Raw genomic sequence first — 18931 nt, 5'->3', positions numbered from 1 at the left:
TCTCGCTCCCGGCCCGGGCCGACCCGCTGTTCAACCGAGAATCTGGTGTGTGAGAGATGTTGCGAGTCATAGTTCGCCGCCTGTTGCAACTGGTGGTGACCCTGATAGGGCTGTCCGCGCTGGTCTTCGTCTGGCTGCGGAACCTGCCCGGCGGCCCGATCGAGGCGCTGCTCGGTGAGCGGGCCACGCCGGAGCGGCGCGCGCTGCTGGTCAAGGCGCTCGGCTACGACCAGCCGATCCTGGTGCAGTACGCCAAGTTCATGCAGCGGCTGGTGACCGGCGACTTCGGCAACTCGATCCGGAGCGGCGACCCGGTCACCGAGGTGATCGGCCGCGCGTTCCCGGCGACCGTCGAGCTGGCCGCCGCCGCCATGATCATCGCGATCGGGCTCGGTGTGCCGCTCGGCTACCTCGCCGCCCGGCACCGCGGCCGGCTGCTCGACAACCTGAGCATCGGCGGCACCCTGCTCGGCATCTCGATCCCGATCTTCTTCCTGGGCTACCTGCTCAAGGACGTGTTCACCCAGAACATGCACCTGTTCCCGCCGTCCGGCCGGATCAGCACCGGGATGGACAACACCGACGTCACCGGCTTCTTCGTGCTCGACGGGCTGCTCACCCGGGAGTTCGACGCCACCAGTGACGCGTTGTGGCACCTGATCCTGCCGGCGATCACGCTGGCCACCATCCCGCTCGCGGTCGTCGTCCGGATCACCCGGGCCAGCGTGCTCGACGTCCTCAACGAGGACTTCGTCCGTACCGCCGAGGCGAAGGGGCTGCGGCACAAGACCATCCGCGGCCGGCACATCCTGCGCAACGCGTTGCTGCCGGTGGTCACCACCATCGGTCTGCAGACCGGCGCGTTGCTCTCCGGGGCCGTGCTCACCGAGCGGGTCTACAACTGGGGCGGTCTCGGCACACTGATCTACGACTCGATCAGCGGCGGTCGCGACTACCCGGTGCTCCAGGCGCTGATCCTGCTGGCCGCGCTGGTCTTCGTGGTGGTCAACCTCCTGGTCGACCTCTCCTACGCCTTCATCGACCCGAGGGTGCGTGTGCGATGAGCGATCCGATCACCCGGCCCACCGTGGGCTCGCCGCGCGAGAGCGTGGACCCGTCGGCGGTCACCGAGAAGCCCGAGGGCACCCTGCCCCGGGGCCTGGACCGGCTCGGCGAGCGCAAGCGCGCCCGGCTGGAGCAACTGGCCCAGGCCACCGCCGACAAGGGCGGGGTGAGCCTGGTCCGGGACGCGCTCCGCCGGCTGCGCCGCAACCCGACCGCGATGGTCGGCGCGGCGATCGTGGCGCTGTTCGTGTTGGTCGCGCTCTTCGCCCCGCTGCTGGCCCCGCACGACCCGGCGCAGCGCTTCGACGAGCTGACCCGCAACCTGACCGTCGACAACATCCCCGGCGCCACCAGCGGTTTCCCGCTCGGCTCCGACCCGCTCGGCCGGGACTTCCTGTCCCGGATGATCCACGGCAGCCGCCAGACGCTGTTCGTCGGCGTGCTCGCCACGCTGATCGGGCTGGCCCTGGGCGTGCTGGTGGGCGCGCTCGCCGGTGCGTTCGGCGGCTGGGTCGACAACATCCTGATGCGCTTCACCGACGTGATGCTGGCCCTGCCGGCGCTGCTGCTGGCGATCAGCCTGGTGGCCCTGGCCAGCCGGTCCAGCCAGTGGACGGTCATCCTCGCGGTGGCCATCGTGAACGTGCCGATCTTCGCCCGGCTGCTGCGCGGTTCGATGCTCGCCCAGCGGGAGAGCGACCACGTGCTGGCCGCCCGCGCGCTCGGCGTCAGGCGCGGGGCGATCGTGCTGCGGCACATGCTGCCCAACGCGATGACCGCGGTGATCGTGCAGGCGACACTGACGCTCTCCACCGCGATCCTGGAGGCCGCGTCGCTCTCCTTCCTCGGCCTCGGTGACCCCGACATCAACCGCGCCGAGTGGGGGCTGATGCTCGGCGTGGACGGCCAGCGGTACTTCGAGGTCCGCCCGGAGCTGGCCTACTTCCCGGCCGCCGCGATCATCGTGGTCGCGCTCGGCTTCACCCTGCTGGGCGAGGGCATGCGCGAGGCGATCGACCCGAAGAGCCGGCGGTGAGCGCGGTGTGGACCAACGACCAGCACGGTGAGGACGTGACCCGATGAGCCTGCTCGACGTACGCGACCTGAGCGTCGTGTTCCAGCGCAAGGGTGAGCGGCCGTTCACCGCGGTCGACGAGGTCAGCTTCAGCGTGGAGCCGGGGCAGACGGTCGGCCTGGTCGGTGAGTCCGGCTGCGGCAAGAGCGTCACCAGCCTGGCGATCATGGGCCTGTTGCCGAAACGCGGCAACAAGGTCACCGGCGAGGTGAACTTCGACGGCGCCGACCTGCTGAAGCTGCGCCCGGAGGACCTGCGGGACCGGCGCGGCCGGGACATCGGCATGATCTTCCAGGACCCGCTGTCCTCGCTGAACCCGGTCATCCCGATCGGCACCCAGGTGGCCGAGGTGCTCGAACGGCACCGGGGCATGGACCGCAAGGTGGCGCTGAAGGAGGCCCGGGAGCTGCTCGACGCGGTCGGCATCCCGGACCCGACCCGGCGGTTGAAGGAGTACCCGCACCAGATCTCCGGCGGCATGCGGCAACGCGCGCTGATCGCCATCGCGCTGGCCTGCAAGCCGCGGCTGCTGATCGCCGACGAGCCGACCACCGCGCTGGACGTGACGATCCAGGCGCAGATCCTCACGCTGCTCAAGCAGCTCGTCGACGAGACCGGCACCGCGCTGATCATGATCACCCACGACCTGGGCGTGGTGGCCGGGCTCTGTGACACGGTCAACGTGCTCTACGGCGGCAAGATCGTGGAGCGGGCGGCCCGGCACGAACTGTTCGCCCGGCCCCGGCACCCGTACACGCACGGACTGCTCAACTCCGTGCCGAGGCTCGACTCGCCGCGCGGTGAGCGGTTGCACGCCATCCGCGGCTCGGTGGCCGACAACATCCCGTGGACGGAGGGCTGCGCGTTCGCCCCCCGGTGCGACAACGTGGTGGATGCCTGCCTCGACGGGCCGCCCCCGCTGGAGCCCACCGCGAACGGCGGCGACCTGCGCTGCAACAACCCCGTTTCCGAGGAGGTGGCGGTCCCGTGACCGAGTCGACCGAGCGGACGACCGAACCCCTGATCGAACTGCGTGACGTCAAGGTCCACTTCCCGATCAAGAGCGGCGTGCTCGTCGACCGGACCATCGGGCACGTCTACGCCGTCGACGGTGTCTCGCTCACCATCAACAAGGGCGAGACGTACGGGCTGGTGGGCGAGTCGGGCTGCGGCAAGTCCACGCTCGGCCGGGGCCTGCTGCGGCTGGTCGAGCCGACCGCCGGGGAGATCGTCTTCGACGGCACCGACCTGCGCTCGCTCAAGGCCGAGCCGATGCGCCGGATCCGCCGCCGCATCCAGATGATCTTCCAGGACCCGCTGTCCAGCCTCGACCCCCGGCAGTCGGTGGAATCGCTGCTGGTCGAGGGCCTCAAGGCGCACGGCCTGGCGAAGGACAAGGCGGCCGTCGACAAGCGGCTCCGGGACGCGCTCGCCGCAGTCGGCCTGCCCGCGTCCGCGCTCAGCAAGTATCCGCACGAGTTCTCCGGCGGCCAGCGCCAGCGCATCGGCATCGCCCGCGCGCTGGTGCTCGAACCGGACCTGATCGTCGCCGACGAGCCGGTGTCCGCGCTGGACGTGTCGATCCAGGCCCAGGTGCTCAACCTGCTCGACGAGTTGCAGGAGGAGCGCGGCCTCACGTACCTGATCATCGCGCACGACCTGGCGGTCGTCCGGCACATCGCCGACACGGTCGGGGTGATGTACCTCGGCGGCCTGGTGGAGGAGGCGTCCAGCGACGACCTCTACCGGGAGCCGATGCACCCGTACACCCGGGCGCTCATGTCCGCGGTGCCGGTGCCCGACCCGCAGGTGGAGGACCGCCGGGAGCGGATCCTGCTCGCCGGCGACCTGCCGTCACCGGCGAACCCGCCGGCCGGCTGCCGGTTCCACACCCGCTGCCCGTGGGCCCAGCCCACCCGCTGCGTCGACGAGCGGCCCGCGCTGCGCGAGGTGCTCGACGGGCACCGGGTGGCCTGCCACTACGCCGAGGACATCGCGGCCGGGCGGATCCGGCCGCACGAGGTGGAGCCGGAACTGGTCCGGCCGGACGACGGGGCGGCGCCGGGCGACACCGGCGAACTCATCCCCACCCCGTGACCCACCGGACGCGTCGGCCCTTCCCGTCGGGGAGGGCCGACGCGTCCGTCCGGCTCAGCCCTCGGGGCGGTTCAGCAGGCCCACCGCGACCGTGTGCACCGCGTCCAGCGCGGCCGGGTCGGCAAGCGGCGCCGAGCCGCCGGTGACCGCGTACCACTCGTCGGCGTCCTTGTACTGCACCCGCAGCGCCACCCGGCCGTCGGCGTGCTCGGTGCGCAACGTCAGCTCCCCGGTCACCACGCCGACCTCGTCGGTCATCACCCCGCCCGGGCCGGCGGTGATGTCGGCGGCGCGGTTCGCCGGGCCGGCCGGAGCGCCCGGCGCGGCGTCGGCGGACATGCCCGCCCCGGAGACGTCGGCGGGCGCGGCCTGCTGGCCGTCCGCGGTCATGCCGGCCGAGGCCGGACCGGTCGGGGTCGGGTCGGTGCCGGCCGCCGCGGCGTCGTCGCCGGAGGCGTCCGGCGTCTTCTCCGGCGCCGGTGTGCCACCCGCCCCGGTCACGGCTTGCTCGCCCATGTGCAGCCCTCCAGCATGTCGGTGAGGGCGGCCTTCTCGGCGCTTGTCACCGTCAGCCGCCAGTAGTGCTTGACCGTGACCCAGTCCGCCGCGTACTGGCACCAGTACGACCGGTTCGCCGGCTTCCACTGGGACGGGTCCTGGTCACCCTTTGCCCGGTTCGAACGGAGGGAAACCGCGATGAGCTGCGGCCGGGTCTGGTCGTTGGCGAAGTCGCCGCGCTTCGAGTCCTCCCACTCGTCCGCGCCGGACCGCCACGCGTTGGCAAGCGGCACGATGTGGTCGATGTCCACGTCCGACGGGTCGGTCAGCACCACCCCGTCGTAGGCGCTCTCCCACCGCCCGCCCACCACGTTGCACCCGGAGAGCTTGATGTTCTCCCCGTCGCGTTGCAGCACGGTGTCCCGGACGTCGCAGTTCTTGCCGGTGTCCCGCCAGTGCGGGAACCGGGAACGGCTGTAGCCCTTCATCGACCCGGCCGAGGCCACGGTCAGCTCACCGAGCTGCTGGTTCACGTTCCCGGAGGCGCTCGGCGGCGCATCCGGCTCGGTGACCGAGCCTTCGCAGCCGACAGCGCCGAGGGCGAGCACCGCGGTGAGCGCGGCGGTCAGCCCGGCTCGGACTCCTGATCTCGTACGCACAGACGACACCTCTCCAGCTTGCGGGCTCCGGGCGAGTCCGCACAGTACCCGGCGCCGGTTTCCGCGATTCGTGGCGTAGGTGGGGGATCACGGGCAGAGTGGATGGACGTGACCTCTGCCGCTCCCGCACTGCGTACCCGCTCCGCCGCCGGACGCGGCACGCTGCTCGCCGCGATCCTCGCCTCCGGCATGGTGTTCCTGGACAGCACCGTGGTCAACGTGGCGCTGCCGCGCCTCGGCGCCGAGCTGGACGCCACCGTCGCGGGTCTGCAATGGACCGTGAACGGCTACCTGCTCATGCTCGCCGCGTTCGTGCTGCTCGGCGGCGCGCTCGGCGACCGGTTCGGCCGGCGGCGGATCTTCCTGCTCGGGGTGGTCTGGTTCGCGGTCGCCTCGGTGCTGTGCGGGCTGTCCCAGGGCACCGGCTGGCTCATCGCCGCCCGGTTCCTCCAGGGAGCCGGCGGGGCGCTGCTCACCCCCGGCTCGCTCTCCGTGCTCCAGGCCAGCTTCCACCCCGACGACCGGGGCCGGGCCATCGGCACCTGGTCCGGCCTGTCCGGCGTGTCCACCGCGCTCGGCCCACTGGTCGGTGGCTGGCTGATCGACGCGCTCTCCTGGCGGTGGATCTTCTTCGTGAACCTGCCGCTGGCCGTGGGCGTGGTGCTCGCCGCGATGCGCTGGGTGCCGGAGAGCCGGGACGAGGCGGTCTCGCGTACCGGTGGACACGGCGGATTCGACGTGGCCGGCGCGTTGCTCGGCGCGCTGGCGCTCGGCGGGATCACGTACGCGCTGATCGACGCCCCGGCGCGCGGCGCCGCCCCGGCGGTGCTGGCCGCCGCCGTGGTCGGACTGGCCGCCGTGGCGGCCTTCGTGCTGGTCGAGCGGCGGCGCGGGGACCGCGCGATGCTGCCCACCGGGCTGTTCTCCAGCCGACTCTTCTCGGTGCTCAACATCTTCACCGTGGTGGTGTACGCGGCGCTCGGCGGGTTCACCTTCTTCCTCGCCGTCTACCTCCAGAACGTGGTCGGCTGGTCGGCCCTGCTCACCGGCCTGGCCACGGTGCCGATGACGTTGCTGCTGCTGGTCGGCTCGCCCCGGGCCGGCGCGCTCTCCGCGCGGATCGGCCCCCGGCTGCCGCTCACCGTCGGCCCGGTGGTCGCCGCCGCCGGCCTGCTGCTGCTGCGCCGCGTCGGGCCGGGCGCGTCGTACTGGGTGGACGTGCTGCCCGGCGTGGCGCTGTTCGGCGCCGGGCTCACGTTGGTGGTCGCGCCGTTGACGACGAGCGTGCTCGGTGCCGTGGCGGACCGGTTCGCCGGGGTGGCGAGCGGCTTCAACAACGCCGCCTCCCGGGCCGGCGGCCTGCTCGCGGTGGCCGCGCTGCCGTTGCTGGTCGGCCTCTCCGGCACCGGTTACGAGCAGAAGGGCGCGCTTGCCGACGCGTACCGGGGCGCGCTGCTGTGGTGTGCGTGCCTGCTGCTGGCCGGCGCCCTGCTCGCCGCGCTGCTCATCCACCGCCCCCGGGGGAAAGGAGGGGCCCCTTCTTAACGCCTCCGGTAGAGAAGGGGCCCCATCTCACACTCGGGCCATTCGGGCGCGGATGGTGAGAGGGGGCCCCTTCTATGCAGAATGCGTTAAGAAGGGGCCCCTCCTTGCACGTCAGGCGCGGGTGCGGTTGACGGCGCTGGTGACCGCCTTGATGGAGGCGGTGACGATGTTGGCGTCCACCCCGACGCCCCACACCGTCCGGCCGTCCACCTCGCACTCCACGTACGCGGCGGCCTGCGCGTCACCGCCGGAGGCGAGCGCGTGCTCGTGGTAGTCGAGCACCCGTACCGCCACGCCCAGCGACTGCAACGCGTTGACGTACGCGTCGATCGGGCCGTTGCCGACCGCGGTGAGCGCGCGGGTCTCGCCGCCGAAGCCGACCCGGGCGTCGATCTCGACCTTGCCGTCGACGGTGCCGATGGTGTAGCCGGCCAGCGTGACCGCCGGGTCGACCTGGTGGTCGACCAGGTAGTTGCGGGCGAAGATCTCCCACATGGTGCCCGGCTCGACCTCGCCGCCGTCGTGGTCGGTGACCGCCTGCACCACGCCGGAGAACTCGATCTGGAGGCGGCGCGGCAGGTCGAGCTGGTGCTCGGACTTCATGATGTACGCGACGCCGCCCTTGCCGGACTGCGAGTTGACCCGGATGACCGCCTCGTAGGTGCGGCCCAGGTCCTTCGGGTCGATCGGCAGGTACGGCACCGCCCAGGTGAACTCGTCGACCGGCACCCCGGCCGCGGCGGCGTCGGCGTGCAGCGCGGCGAAGCCCTTGTTGATCGCGTCCTGGTGGGAGCCGGAGAACGCGGTGTAGACCAGGTCGCCCGCGTACGGGTGACGCTCGTGCACCGGGAGCTGGTTGCAGTACTCGACCGCGCGCCGGATCTCGTCGATGTTCGAGAAGTCGATCATCGGGTCGATGCCCTGGGAGAACAGGTTCAGGCCCAGCGTCACCAGGTCCACGTTGCCGGTGCGCTCGCCGTTGCCGAACAGGCAGCCCTCGATCCGGTCGGCGCCGGCCAGCAGGCCCAGCTCGGCGGCGGCCACGCCGGTGCCCCGGTCGTTGTGCGGGTGCAGGCTCAGCGACAGGCTGTCCCGTCGGGGCAGGTGCCGGTGCATCCACTCGATCGAGTCGGCGTAGACGTTCGGCATCGCCATCTCGACAGTGGCCGGCAGGTTGACGATCAGCTTCCGGTCCGGGGTCGGGTCGACCACCTCGATCACCGCCGCGCAGACCTCCAGCGCGTACTCCAGCTCGGTGCCCGTGTAGGACTCGGGCGAGTACTCGTAGTGGATGTCGGTGTCCGGGGTGTGGATCTCCGCGTACTTCTGGCAGAGCCGCGCGCCCTGGGTGGCGATGTCGGTGATGCCGTCGCGGTCCAGGCCGAAGACCACCCGGCGCTGGAGCGTCGAGGTGGAGTTGTAGAAGTGCACGATGGCCCGGCGGGCGCCGCGCAGCGACTCGAACGTGCGCTCGATCAGGTGCTCCCGGCACTGGGTGAGCACCTGGATGGTGACGTCCTCCGGGATCAGGTCCTGCTCGATGAGCTGCCGGACGAAGTCGAAGTCGGTCTGGCTGGCCGACGGGAAGCCGACCTCGATCTCCTTGTACCCCATCTGCACCAGGAGCTGGAACATCCGGCGCTTGCGCTCGGGCGACATCGGGTCGATCAGCGCCTGGTTGCCGTCGCGGAGGTCGACGGCGCACCAGCGGGGCGCGGCCTCGACGCGGTGGGTCGGCCAGGTGCGGTCCGGCAGTTCGACCCGGAACTGCCTGTCGTACGGGAGGTAACGGTGCACCGGCATGCGGCTGGGGCGCTGCTGGGCGAACGGATCGGTGACAGGTTGAGCCATCTCGGAGTGCTCCCTGGAACATGTGGCGTCAGCAGATCGGAAGGTGTCGGCGAGGTGCCGGGCGACGGTGCGCGGCGGTGCCGAGGAGAAGTTCGGATGTGCTGGACGGCGCGGTTCAACTCCGCGACGAGGTGCCGGCCGGTCAGGCCTCGTCGCGGCGACCAAGGAGAAGGTACGCCTGCCACATGACAGGGTCACCCTACGTGGTGGGACGGACGGTGGGAAGGCCGGTCCGGACTATGGGACCGGAGTCACCGCTTCGGTGGACGCGGGCGTCGCGCCCAGCCGGGGCGTCCGCTCCGCCCGGGTCACCGCCGGCCCGATCACCAGCCCGACCAGCACGAAGATCGCCGCCGCCGGGTACCAACCCCAGCCGCCGGTGCTCACGCCGAGCGCGGTCAGCCCGGCCGGCGCGACCAGGAACTGCACCTGGGAACCGAGCCCGAACGCGCCGATGTACGCGCCGCGCTGGGCGGCCGGCGGCAGCGTGGCGGTGAGCCCCCACGTGCCCGCCGACTCGATCAGCTCGGCCAGAATGAGCAGCGTCGCGGCGGCCACCAGCACCACCACGGTGAGTAGCCCCCGGGTCTGCCCGGAGACCGGCACGACCACGCAGAACAGGGCGATCAGCAGCGCGCCCCGGCGGGACGCCCGGGCCGCGCCCGGCGCGCTGTCCGCGCCCCGGCTGGCCCGGACCTGGAGCAGCACGATCAGCACGGTGTTGAGCAGCACCAGCGCGGCGATCAGCGTCTTCGGCGCGTCGGTGCGGGTGAGGATCCACAGCGGCAGCACGGTCAGGTAGAGCGTCTGGTGTGCGGTGAGCAGCCCGGACAGCAGCGCGACGGTCATGAACGGGCGGTCGCGCAGCACCGCCAGCCGGCTCGTCGGCTCGGTCGCGCGGGCCACCTCCGGCAGCCGGGGCAGCCGCCGGACGAAGCCGGCGGTCACCAGGAAGACGGTGGCGATGAACCAGACCATCCCCCGGTACGCCCAGATCGTGTCGACGGCCAGCACCAGGCCGCTGATCAGCGCGCCCACCCCGAAGCCGACGTTCAGCGAGGAACGCTGGTAGGCCATCGCGGTGACCCGTTCCTCCGGCCGCAGCACATTGATCGAGTAGACCTGGCGGGCGGTGCCGGCGGCGGCACCCACCACGGCCAACGCGAGCACCACGGCGAGGAACCCGGCGAAGCCGCCGACGAGCGGGTACGAGGCGAACAGCGCCGCGTCGAGCAGCAGGCCCACGATCCACACCCGCTGCGGGCCGTACCTGTCGGTGAGCGCGCCCAGCGGGACGGTGCCGAGCAGGGACGCCCCGGCGGCGAGCGAGAGGCCGAGACCCACCTGCGCCGGACCGAGCCCCAGCGCCCGGGTGAAGAAGACCGCGCTGCCGGCCTGGAACAGGCCGTTGCCGACGGCGTTCACCATGGCCTGCACGGCCAGGGCGCGGGTCAACCCGGCCGGCGGTACGACGTGCCGGACGGCGGTGTTGATGCTCTCTCTGGCCCCCATGGCCGCTGAGCAAACCGGGGCCACGCGCTCCGGTCGAGCCATTTAGGCTGGGCCGAATCCTGCGTCCGGGGGTGCGTGTGTCCGAGTTGCGGTTCACCGTGGCCGACGTCGCCGGCGTACGGTTCGCCGTGTCGCCGGCCAACGAGACGGTCATGAGCATGTGGGCGGTGCGCGACCCGGTCGGACACGCGGTGCACCTGCCCTGGATCGACCGGGCCCGGGCCACGCTGCGCCGTCCGGAGGTGGCCGTCCGGGTCCGCCCGCTGGTGGAGCTGACCCGGCCGCGTCGCTGGCTGCCCGACTTCCTCACCCCGGCGGCCCGGCCCGACGTGGGGATGGCCGAGCAGCTCGACCAGATCGCGGCGACGCCGCCGCAGGTCGTGGTCCAGGATCTGCTGGCGACCGTGCCGAGCGGGCCGCTGAGCCCGTTCGGGGCGGCGCTGCTCGCCGACCCGCGCGGCCTGCTGCCGCAGCTCGTCGACGCGCTACGGGTCTGGCACGACGAGGCCATCGCGCCGGACTGGCCCCGGATGCGGGCGCTGCTCGACGCCGACGTGGCCTACCGGGCGGCCCAGCTCGCCGAGGGCGGCGCGGGCCGGTTGTTCGCGCAACTCCATCCGAGTCTGCGCTGGCTCGGCGACCGGGTGGTCAGCGACGACCCGTTCGAGCGGGACTTCGACCTGCGTGGCCGGGGGCTGGCGCTGAACCCGGGGGTGTTCACCTACCGGCGGGTGCTGTGGAACCTGCTGGAGGACTCGCTGCCCGGCGGGGCGTATCCGGTCGGGCGGTCGGGACGCTCTGGGAGCGCGCCCCGGCCACGCCCGGCGACCCGCTGGCCCGGGTGCTCGGCGTCGGCCGGGCCACGTTGTTGCCGCTGCTCGACGCGGCGGTGACCACGACCGACCTGGCCCGGCTCACCGGGATGTCGGCCGGGAACGTCTCCCAGCACCTGTCCGCGCTGCACGCCGCCGGGCTGGTGGCCCGGTTCCCGTCCGGGCGGCGCGTGCTCTACCGCAACACCGAGGTCGGCGCCGCCCTGCTGCGCGCCGCCCGGGGCACCTGAGCCGGCCGGGTCGGGTGCGGGGCGGTCGCCGTCAGCGCAGCAGCAGGGCGGGGAGGGGCCGGCGGCGGCGGAGCGCGGTCTCCCGGGCGTACAGGTCGGGTGGGAGCGTCGCCGGGTCGCCGAGGCGGCCGACCGCGGCCACCACCAGCGGCCGGACGTCGTCGGGCAGGTCCAACTCGGCGGCGAGACGGCGACGGTCCAGGCGGGTGACCTGGCGGACGTGCAGGCCGAGCGCGGTGGCCTGCACGGTGAGGTGGGCGACGGCCTGGCCCAGGTCGTACGCGCTGCGCTCCGGGTCGCCGCCGGCGTGCGCGGCGAGCAGCAGGGCGGCGGCGTGCCGGGCCCAGCCCTGGTCGGTGTCGGGCAGGCCGACCATGATCCGCTTCCACGTCTCGTCCTGCCGGCGCCCGAGCGCGAACCGCCACGGCTGCGCGTTGCCGGCCGAGGGCGCCCAGCGGGCCGCCTCCAGCAGCACGGCCGCCTCGTCGGCGGTCAGCTCGGCGTCGGGGTCGAACGCACGAGGGCTCCAGCGGAAAGCGAGCAGCGGGGTCAGGTCGGTCATGGGTAGAGCGTCCCTGATGCCCGGTTTGTCGTGCGAATCAGGGTGGAGTGATGTGGGCAAGGCCACCCGTAACGGACAAAGCGCTACGACGTTCCGGGTGTCGGCGCGTCCCGGCCCACCGGCTCCGCCTCGCTCACCGCCCCGGCCAGCTCGACGGTCGCGGGCGCCGGGCCGGGCGAGCCGGTCAGCGTGAGGCTGCCGAGCGTGGCGCGGACCGCCACCGGGGTGCCGTCCTCACCGAAGCAGTAGACGCCCACGTCCAGCGGCGCGTTCAGCGAGGCCGAGGTGGAGTCGACCGCGTAGCACCGGCCGGTGACGCCGGCCGGCGGCGGGGCGGGGGAGACCGCCAGCGGGGCCCGCCGGTCGGTGAGCACCTCCAGCCAGTCGGTGAACGGGTGCTGCACGCGCGGGTCCAGCCGGCGGGGCACCGCGTCGTCGGCGTCACCGAGGCGTACGCAGCCGGCGGGCCCCGTCCAACCGGCCGAGGGCAGGGCGCACTGGAAGAGCCCGTCCGAGGTGGCGGCGAGCGAGACGTCGACCGTGCCGTCCCGCCCCCAGCCGGGCACGTCGACCCGCCAGCTTCCGTCGTTCCCGCTGGTCACCGCCACCGTGCGGGTGGGGCCGTCGGGCGGCGCGAACGCGTACGTGGCGGTGAGGTGCCGGTCCTGCGCGGCGGCGGCCAACCCGGCCAGCTCGTCGCGGGCCGCGTCGACCTGCACCGGCACGGGATCGACGGTGCCGGCCGGCGCCGAACCCGGCGGGTCGGCGACGCAGGCGGCCAGCAGCGTCGGCAGGGTGAGCGCGAGTGTGCCGGACAGCCGGCGGGCCGCGCGTCGATGAGCGTGCACCGGGTCATTCTGCGGTGCGACGGTGGCTCCGGTCAGCCCACCGTACGGCTGTACCGCTTGGCGTGTCGCACGACGTCCGGGCCGGTGCCGCCGGGCGTGCCGCGTGACGCCCGGGGCTGGTGAGCCGCCCCACGCCGGGCCGGATGGTGGGATCACCCGACCCGGCCGCGCGGCCCGCCCGATACCCTGAGGGCGTCTGACACGCGCCGCCGGACCTTCAGACCCGGCGGCGTCGGCACGCTCAGGGTCGTCACCGGGAGGGAGTGCACAGTCGTGGCACTCGTGGTGCAGAAGTACGGCGGGTCCTCCGTCGCCAACGCCGAGCGGATCAAGCGGGTGGCCGAGCGCATCGTGGCGGCCCGCAAGGCGGGCGACGACGTGGTCGTGGTGGTCTCCGCCATGGGCGACACCACCGACGAGCTGCTCGACCTGGCCAACCAGGTCAGCCCGCTGCCGCCCGGCCGCGAGCTGGACATGCTGCTCACCGCCGGGGAGCGGATCTCCATGGCGCTGCTCGCCATGGCCATCCACAACCTGGGGTACGAAGCCCGCTCGTTCACCGGTTCCCAGGCCGGCGTGATCACCACCTCGGTGCACGGTCGCGCCCGGATCATCGACGTGACCCCGGGCCGGCTCAAGGGCGCGCTCGACGAGGGCGCGGTGGTGATCGTCGCCGGCTTCCAGGGTGTCTCGCAGGACACCAAGGACGTCACCACGCTCGGCCGGGGCGGCTCGGACACCACCGCGGTGGCGCTCGCCGCCGCGCTGCACGCGGACGTCTGCGAGATCTACACCGACGTGGACGGCATCTTCTCCGCCGACCCGCGGATCGTGCCGAACGCCCGGCACATCAAGCACATCACCTACGAGGAGATGCTGGAGCTGGCCGCCTGCGGCGCGAAGGTGCTGCACCTGCGCAGCGTCGAGTACGCCCGGCGCGCGGGGTTGCCGATCCACGTCCGTTCGTCATACTCGACCAACACCGGCACCATGGTCACCGGATCGATGGAGGACCTTCCCGTGGAACAGGCACTGATCACCGGGGTCGCCCACGACCGCAGCGAGGCGAAGATCACCATCGTCGGGGTGCCCGACGAGCCGGGCGCCGCCGCGCGGATCTTCGACACCGTGGCCGGTGCCGAGATCAACATCGACATGATCGTGCAGAACGTCTCCACCGAGGGCACCGGCCGCACCGACATCTCGTTCACGCTGCCCAAGGCGGACGGGCCGACCGCGATGGCCGCGCTCAGCAAGATCCAGGAGCCGGTCAAGTTCAAGGGCCTGCTCTACGACGACCACGTCGGCAAGGTCTCCCTGATCGGCGCCGGCATGCGTTCGCACCCGGGCGTCGCCGCCGGCTTCTTCGCCGCGCTCGCCACCGCCGGGGTGAACATCGAAATGATCTCCACCTCCGAGATCCGGGTCTCCGTGGTCTGCCGGGACACCGACCTCGACAAGGCGGTCAAGTCGATCCACGACGCCTTCGAGCTGGGTGGTGACACCGAAGCCGTCGTCTACGCCGGCACCGGGCGGTAGCGCGGATGCCGTCGCTGCCCACCCTCGCCGTGGTCGGGGCGACCGGTGCCGTCGGCACGGTGATGTGCCAGATCCTCTCCTCCCGCCGCAACGTGTGGGGCGAGATCCGGCTGCTCGCCTCCGAGCGTTCGGTCGGCCGCCGGGTGCCGTGCCGGGGTGAGGAGCTGACCGTCCGGGCGCTCACCGCCGATGCGTTCGACGGCGTCGACGTGGCGATGTTCGACCTGCCCGACGACGTCTCGGCCGAGTGGGCGCCGATCGCGGTGTCCCGGGGCGCGGTGGTGGTGGACAACTCCGGCGCGTTCCGGATGGACCGGGACGTGCCTCTGGTGGTCCCCGAGATCAACCCCGATCAGGTACGCAACCGGCCCAAGGGGATCATCGCCAACGCCAACTGCACCACGCTGGCGATGATCGTGGCGATCGCCCCGCTGCACCGCGAGTACGGCCTGCGCGAGCTGGTCCTCGCCTCCTACCAGTCGGCCTCCGGGGCGGGGCGGACCGGGGTGGACGCGCTGCACCTCCAGCTCGGCAAGATCGCCGGTGACCGGGCGCTCGGCTCCCGGGCCGGCGACGTCCGCCAGGCGGTCGGCGAGGAACTGGGCCCGTTCCCGGCCCCGTTGGCGCTCAACGTGGTGCCCTGGGCCGGCTCGCTCGGTGACGGCGGCTGGTCCTCCGAGGAGCTGAAGCTCCGCAACGAGTCCCGCAAGATCCTCGGCCTGCCCGACCTGAAGGTCTCCGCGACCTGCGTACGGGTGCCGGTGGTGACCGGTCACTCGGTCGCCGTGCACGCGGTCTTCGCCACCGAGGTGGCCGCCGAGGGGGCCCGCGAGGCGTTGCGCAACGCGCCGGGCGTGATCCTGGTCGACGACCCGGCCGCCGGGGAGTTCCCGATGCCGATCGACGCGGTCGGCACCGACCCGTCCTGGGTCGGCCGCATCCGCCGGGCGGTGGACGACCCGCGCGCGCTGGACCTGTTCGTGACCGGCGACAACCTCCGCAAGGGTGCCGCCCTCAACACCGCCCAGATCGCCGAACTCCTGGCCAAAGAACTAACCCACTAACCCCCTAACCCCACCCCCTCGCGCGTGCCCCACCCCGCGCCCCTCGCGCGTGCCCCACCCCGCGCCCCTCGCGCGTGCCCCGCCTCGCGCCCCTCGCGCGTGCCCACATTCACGGAAAGAGTGGCTATGCGGAGCCGAATAGCCACTCTTTCCGTGAAACAGGGCGCGGGGCGGGGAGGGTGCGGGTGGGGCGCGGCGCGGGAGGGCGCGGGAGGGCGCGGGGCGGATGGGTCAGGCGGCGGATAGGTGGACGCCGTCTCGGCCGTGCCGCTTCACCGCGTAGAGGGCCTGGTCGGCGCGGTGCAGGGTGCGCTCCGGGGGCTCGTCGGGGCGGGGCAGCGCGATGCCGACGCTGATCGTCCGGCCGGTGCGGCGGGCCGCCTCGGTGAGCCGCTCGGCGATCCGGACCGCCTCCTGCGGATGGCTCACCTCGATCACCGCGAAGAACTCGTCGCCGCCGGTCCGGTACAGCTCGTCGCCCTGCCGCAGCGCGCCTTCCAACGCCCGGGCCAGTCCCACCAGCAGCCGGTCGCCGGCCTGGTGGCCGTACGTGTCGTTGACGTGCTTGAACCCGTCCACGTCGATGGCCAGCAGCGCGGTACGCCCCGGGGTGGCGGTGGCGATCCGCTGCCCGAACGGGCCGGTGTGCCGCAGCCCGGTGAGCGGGTCCGAACTGGCCTGCTCGCGCAGCCGCGCCAGCGTCCGTAGCCGGTCCAGACAGGTCCACGCCTGCCCGGCCAGCAGCTCGATCAGGTTGACCGTGGTCGGGTCGGGCCGCAGCGACCGTCCGTCGGCGACCAGCAGCACACCGCCGCTCGACGGCGTGCCGACCGGCACCGCCACCAGCGTGCGCGCGCCGGCCCGGGTCAGCGGCAGGTACTCCTCGGTCGGCGGGTGCCCCGCCTCGCCCAGCGTGTACGCCGACCCGTAGCGGTGGGCGCGGTCGATGATCCGGTCCAGCGTGGCGGGGCCGGCCTCGGTCAGCTCGGCCCGGATCCGCGCCTCCAACTCTCCCGGGGTGTCGGTGGGCGCACCCAGCCGGGGGCCACCGCGACCGGTGAGCACCAGCACTGCGGCGGAGAGCGCGGACACGTCCCGGGCCGCGGCGATCGCGGCGGTCATCAGGTCCCAGTCGGTTCCGGCGGCGGTGAACGCGGCGGCGTGCCGGAGCAGCTTCTCGCTGCGGCTCTCGGCGGGCGGGCCGCCGAGCGCCGCGATCCGGGCGCCGAGCCGGTCGGCCAGCCGCTCGGCGGTCTCCTGCCAGGGCGCCAGCGTGACCGGCTCGCTCCACTGGAGATCGAGCACGCCGATCGGGCGGCCGGCCGGGTCGCGTACCGGCACGCAGAGTTCCGTGGTGACGTCCGGGCGGATCGGGAGGTAGTCGGGGTCGGCGGCGACGTCGGGCACGGCGGCGGTCTCGCCGGAGGCGTAGACCCGCCGCACCACCGACGGTTCGGGCCGGTGCCGGGCCGGCCCGGCATCGTCGGCCGTCGCCGGGACGTGGGAGAAGACCTGCCAGGCGCCGGTGGCCGCGACGCACCGGAGGCGGTCGTGGACGCGGAGCAGGATGGAGGCGGTCGCCGGGGTGTGCCGGGCGAGCGCGGTGACGATCCACTGGCACGCCTCCGGCACGGTCGACGCCGTGGGAAGGCGCACCGTGACGTCGCGGAGGACTCGCTCGTGATCCACGTCGTTCCTGCTCGGAGGGGGTGGGTTCGCGATCAAGCGTACTCAGCGGGGCCGCCGTCGACCTTCGTACACATGTGCTATCCACAGGCTGTGGACGCGGCCTGTGGGTAACGCGCGGGCCGGGCCGGCGGTAGCGTGAGGGGTCCCGGCCCGAGGAGGCGCCGATGCTCATCGCCCAGCTCAGCGATCCGCACGTGACCACCGGACCGCTCGCCGCCGAGCCGGCGGCCGGCCTGCGCCGGGCGCTCGGCACGGCGCTCGCCCTGCGCCCCCGGCCCGACTGCGTGGTGATCACCGGCGATCTCACCGGCCACGGCCGGCCGGACGAATACCTCGCCCTCCGCGAGATCGTCGGGCGGTTCCCGCTGCCGGTCCACCTGGCCGCCGGCAACCACGACGACCGCGAGTCGCTGCTCGACACGTTCGGCGGCACCCCCTACCTGGCCGGCGGGTTCTCCGCGCACTACCACGTCGACCACCCGGACGCGACGCTCGTGGTGCTCGACTCGCTCACCCCGGGCGGCTCCGGCGGTCGCCTCGGCGACGAGCAGCTCGACTGGCTCGACGGGGTGCTCGCCGGCCGGCCGGAGGCGCCCGCCGTCGTGTGCCTGCACCATCCGCCGGTCGCGGTGGGCCTCCCGGCCGCCGACGCCATCGGGCTCGCCGACGCCGACGCGCTCGCCGCCGTGATCGCCCGACACCCCCATGTCGTACGCGTCGCCGCGGGCCACCTGCACCGCCCGGTGACCAGCGCGTTCGCCGGTACGGTGCTGACCTGCGCGCCGAGCACCTGGATCCAGGCCAGCCTGACCATGACCGACGGCGACGAGATCGGCTGGGTCGCCGAGCCGACCGGGTTCCTGCTGCACCGGGTCGCCGACGGGGGCTGCGTCACGCACACCGTCCAGGTCAGTCACGCAGCCGGCCGGACGTGCGGCTTCTGACCGCTCCGGTGTCCCTGCTCTGGTACGTCGCGTACGGGTCGAATCTGCACGCCGCGCGGCTCGACCGGTACCTGCGCGGCGGGCGCCCGGCGGGCGGGCTGCGCACGTACCCGGGCTGCCGGGACTGCCGACCGCCGCGCCGGACGGTCCCGGCGCTGATCCCCGGCGGCGTCTACTTCGCCGGCGAGTCCCGCGCCTGGACCGGCGGCATGGCGTTCTACGACCCGGAGCTGCCCGGCCGGGCGGCGGTCCGCGGCTACCTGGTCACGGCCGAGCAGTTCGCCGACATCGCCGCCCAGGAGATGTACCGGCCGCCCGGCGCGGATCTGGCCGGGATCCGCGCGGCGGTCGCGACCGGTCGGGCCACGCTCGGTCCGGGCCGGTACGAGACGCTGCTACGGGTCGGGGAGCGCGACGGCCGGCCGATGCTCACGTTCACCGCCCCGCACCGCGCGGTGGCGGTGCCCTGGACCCGCCCCGCCCCGGTCTATCTCGGCATGCTGGCCCGAGGGCTGCGGGAGGCGCACGGCTGGGGTGTGGCGCGCACCGTCGACTATCTGTCCGGCCGGCCGGGTGTCGCCGGGCGGTGGAGCCGGGCGGCGCTCCGGACGCTTGTCGGCGCCGCCCACGTCGCGGTCGCCGCCCCGCCCTCCGGTGTCCAGGTCGAGTTCGGACAGTCCGCTCCGGTCGCCGGACCGGTGGACATGAACGGCCGTTCGGCCGGCGACGGATGGCCCGCCGGGAGTTTTTCCGGTCAGGAAGGTTGCCAGAACAACGTTTTCGGCGTGACATGAGCGACGGCGCCGGCTCCCTGGTCCCTGGGGGCCGGCGCCCTTACCTGGCCGGCGTGCGCCGTGCGGGAATTCACCCGACGGTCATGTCGGACTCGTCGGGCAGACCGGCACGGGTCGCCTGGCGCG

Annotated in this window: 18 protein-coding genes; 11 read left to right on the top strand and 7 right to left on the bottom strand. The window is 73.3% G+C overall.

The features are described from left to right. Positions 1-56 precede the first annotated feature (56 nt). The 4 genes from ACZ6O5_RS06975 to ACZ6O5_RS06960 are packed head-to-tail and all read left to right on the top strand — an operon-like array spanning position 57 to position 4237. On the top strand, positions 57-1064 hold the full coding sequence (locus ACZ6O5_RS06975; protein ID WP_405091594.1) for an ABC transporter permease: 1008 nt from the start codon (positions 57-59) through the stop codon (positions 1062-1064). Then, the gene (locus tag ACZ6O5_RS06970; RefSeq protein WP_465975002.1) at positions 1061-2101 is read left to right on the top strand and encodes an ABC transporter permease; all 1041 of its coding nucleotides are present in this window, start codon (positions 1061-1063) and stop codon (positions 2099-2101) included. Before ACZ6O5_RS06975 ends, ACZ6O5_RS06970 begins: the two co-directional genes overlap by 4 nt. A 43-nt stretch (positions 2102-2144) precedes the next feature. Further along, on the top strand, positions 2145-3131 hold the full coding sequence (locus ACZ6O5_RS06965) for an ABC transporter ATP-binding protein (protein ID WP_465975000.1): 987 nt from the start codon (positions 2145-2147) through the stop codon (positions 3129-3131). After that, the gene (locus ACZ6O5_RS06960; RefSeq protein WP_425788537.1) at positions 3128-4237 is read left to right on the top strand and encodes an ABC transporter ATP-binding protein; all 1110 of its coding nucleotides are present in this window, start codon (positions 3128-3130) and stop codon (positions 4235-4237) included. The genes ACZ6O5_RS06965 and ACZ6O5_RS06960 overlap by 4 nt, the downstream gene beginning before the upstream one ends. A 54-nt stretch (positions 4238-4291) precedes the next feature. On the opposite strand, the gene ACZ6O5_RS06955 is transcribed toward ACZ6O5_RS06960, so the two are convergent. Both ACZ6O5_RS06955 and ACZ6O5_RS06950 read right to left on the bottom strand, forming a co-directional pair. After that, on the bottom strand, positions 4292-4753 hold the full coding sequence (locus tag ACZ6O5_RS06955; protein WP_465974998.1) for a hypothetical protein: 462 nt from the start codon (positions 4751-4753) through the stop codon (positions 4292-4294). Beyond that, on the bottom strand, positions 4735-5394 hold the full coding sequence (locus ACZ6O5_RS06950) for an HNH endonuclease family protein (protein ID WP_465974996.1): 660 nt from the start codon (positions 5392-5394) through the stop codon (positions 4735-4737). Before ACZ6O5_RS06950 ends, ACZ6O5_RS06955 begins: the two co-directional genes overlap by 19 nt. Positions 5395-5502: 108 nt before the next feature. Between ACZ6O5_RS06950 and ACZ6O5_RS06945 the strand changes: the two genes are divergently transcribed. Next, complete coding sequence (locus ACZ6O5_RS06945) at positions 5503-6939, top strand: MFS transporter (protein ID WP_465974994.1); 1437 nt, start codon at positions 5503-5505, stop codon at positions 6937-6939. Between the two features lie 111 nt (positions 6940-7050). On the opposite strand, the gene leuA is transcribed toward ACZ6O5_RS06945, so the two are convergent. Next, positions 7051-8790 (bottom strand): 2-isopropylmalate synthase, encoded by a 1740-nt coding sequence (gene leuA / locus ACZ6O5_RS06940; protein ID WP_465974992.1) that lies wholly within the window; start codon positions 8788-8790, stop codon positions 7051-7053. A 237-nt stretch (positions 8791-9027) separates the two neighbouring features. After that, a complete protein-coding gene (locus ACZ6O5_RS06935; protein ID WP_465974990.1) occupies positions 9028-10302 on the bottom strand; it encodes an MFS transporter in 1275 nt (424 codons plus the stop codon). Positions 10303-10379: 77 nt separating this feature from the next. On the opposite strand from ACZ6O5_RS06935, the gene ACZ6O5_RS06930 reads away from it, so the two are divergent. Together ACZ6O5_RS06930 and ACZ6O5_RS06925 are read left to right on the top strand one after the other, a co-directional pair. Further along, a complete protein-coding gene (locus ACZ6O5_RS06930) occupies positions 10380-11195 on the top strand; it encodes a hypothetical protein (RefSeq protein WP_465974988.1) in 816 nt (271 codons plus the stop codon). Continuing rightward, positions 11144-11365 carry an ArsR/SmtB family transcription factor gene (locus ACZ6O5_RS06925; protein WP_465974986.1) on the top strand — a complete coding sequence of 74 codons (222 nt, stop codon included), beginning with the start codon at positions 11144-11146 and terminating at the stop codon, positions 11363-11365. The genes ACZ6O5_RS06930 and ACZ6O5_RS06925 overlap by 52 nt, the downstream gene beginning before the upstream one ends. Before the next feature lie 31 nt (positions 11366-11396). Here the strand turns inward: ACZ6O5_RS06925 and ACZ6O5_RS06920 are convergent, their stop codons facing one another. Beyond that, on the bottom strand, positions 11397-11927 hold the full coding sequence (locus tag ACZ6O5_RS06920) for a nitroreductase family protein (protein WP_465974984.1): 531 nt from the start codon (positions 11925-11927) through the stop codon (positions 11397-11399). 83 nt (positions 11928-12010) lie between these two features. After that, the gene (locus ACZ6O5_RS06915; protein ID WP_465974982.1) at positions 12011-12775 is read right to left on the bottom strand and encodes a hypothetical protein; all 765 of its coding nucleotides are present in this window, start codon (positions 12773-12775) and stop codon (positions 12011-12013) included. A gap of 273 nt (positions 12776-13048) precedes the next feature. On the opposite strand from ACZ6O5_RS06915, the gene ACZ6O5_RS06910 reads away from it, so the two are divergent. Together ACZ6O5_RS06910 and ACZ6O5_RS06905 are read left to right on the top strand one after the other, a co-directional pair. Then, a complete protein-coding gene (locus ACZ6O5_RS06910; protein ID WP_281934251.1) occupies positions 13049-14314 on the top strand; it encodes an aspartate kinase in 1266 nt (421 codons plus the stop codon). 5 nt (positions 14315-14319) lie between these two features. Then, positions 14320-15378, top strand: a complete 1059-nt coding sequence (locus ACZ6O5_RS06905; RefSeq protein ID WP_465974980.1) for an aspartate-semialdehyde dehydrogenase — start codon at positions 14320-14322, stop codon at positions 15376-15378. A gap of 231 nt (positions 15379-15609) precedes the next feature. Here the strand turns inward: ACZ6O5_RS06905 and ACZ6O5_RS06900 are convergent, their stop codons facing one another. Beyond that, entirely contained in the window at positions 15610-17067 is a 1458-nt protein-coding gene (locus tag ACZ6O5_RS06900) for a GGDEF domain-containing protein (protein WP_465974978.1), read from the bottom strand. A gap of 164 nt (positions 17068-17231) precedes the next feature. On the opposite strand from ACZ6O5_RS06900, the gene ACZ6O5_RS06895 reads away from it, so the two are divergent. Together ACZ6O5_RS06895 and ACZ6O5_RS06890 are read left to right on the top strand one after the other, a co-directional pair. Continuing rightward, positions 17232-18011, top strand: coding sequence for a phosphodiesterase (locus tag ACZ6O5_RS06895; RefSeq protein ID WP_465974976.1), 780 nt, complete (start codon positions 17232-17234; stop codon positions 18009-18011). Then, entirely contained in the window at positions 17999-18805 is an 807-nt protein-coding gene (locus ACZ6O5_RS06890) for a histone deacetylase (protein ID WP_465974974.1), read from the top strand. Before ACZ6O5_RS06895 ends, ACZ6O5_RS06890 begins: the two co-directional genes overlap by 13 nt. Positions 18806-18931: the final 126 nt, after the last annotated feature.

It is taken from the genome of Micromonospora sp. NPDC049201 (assembly GCF_055586805.1).
This window is presented reverse-complemented; position numbering and strand designations above follow the sequence as displayed.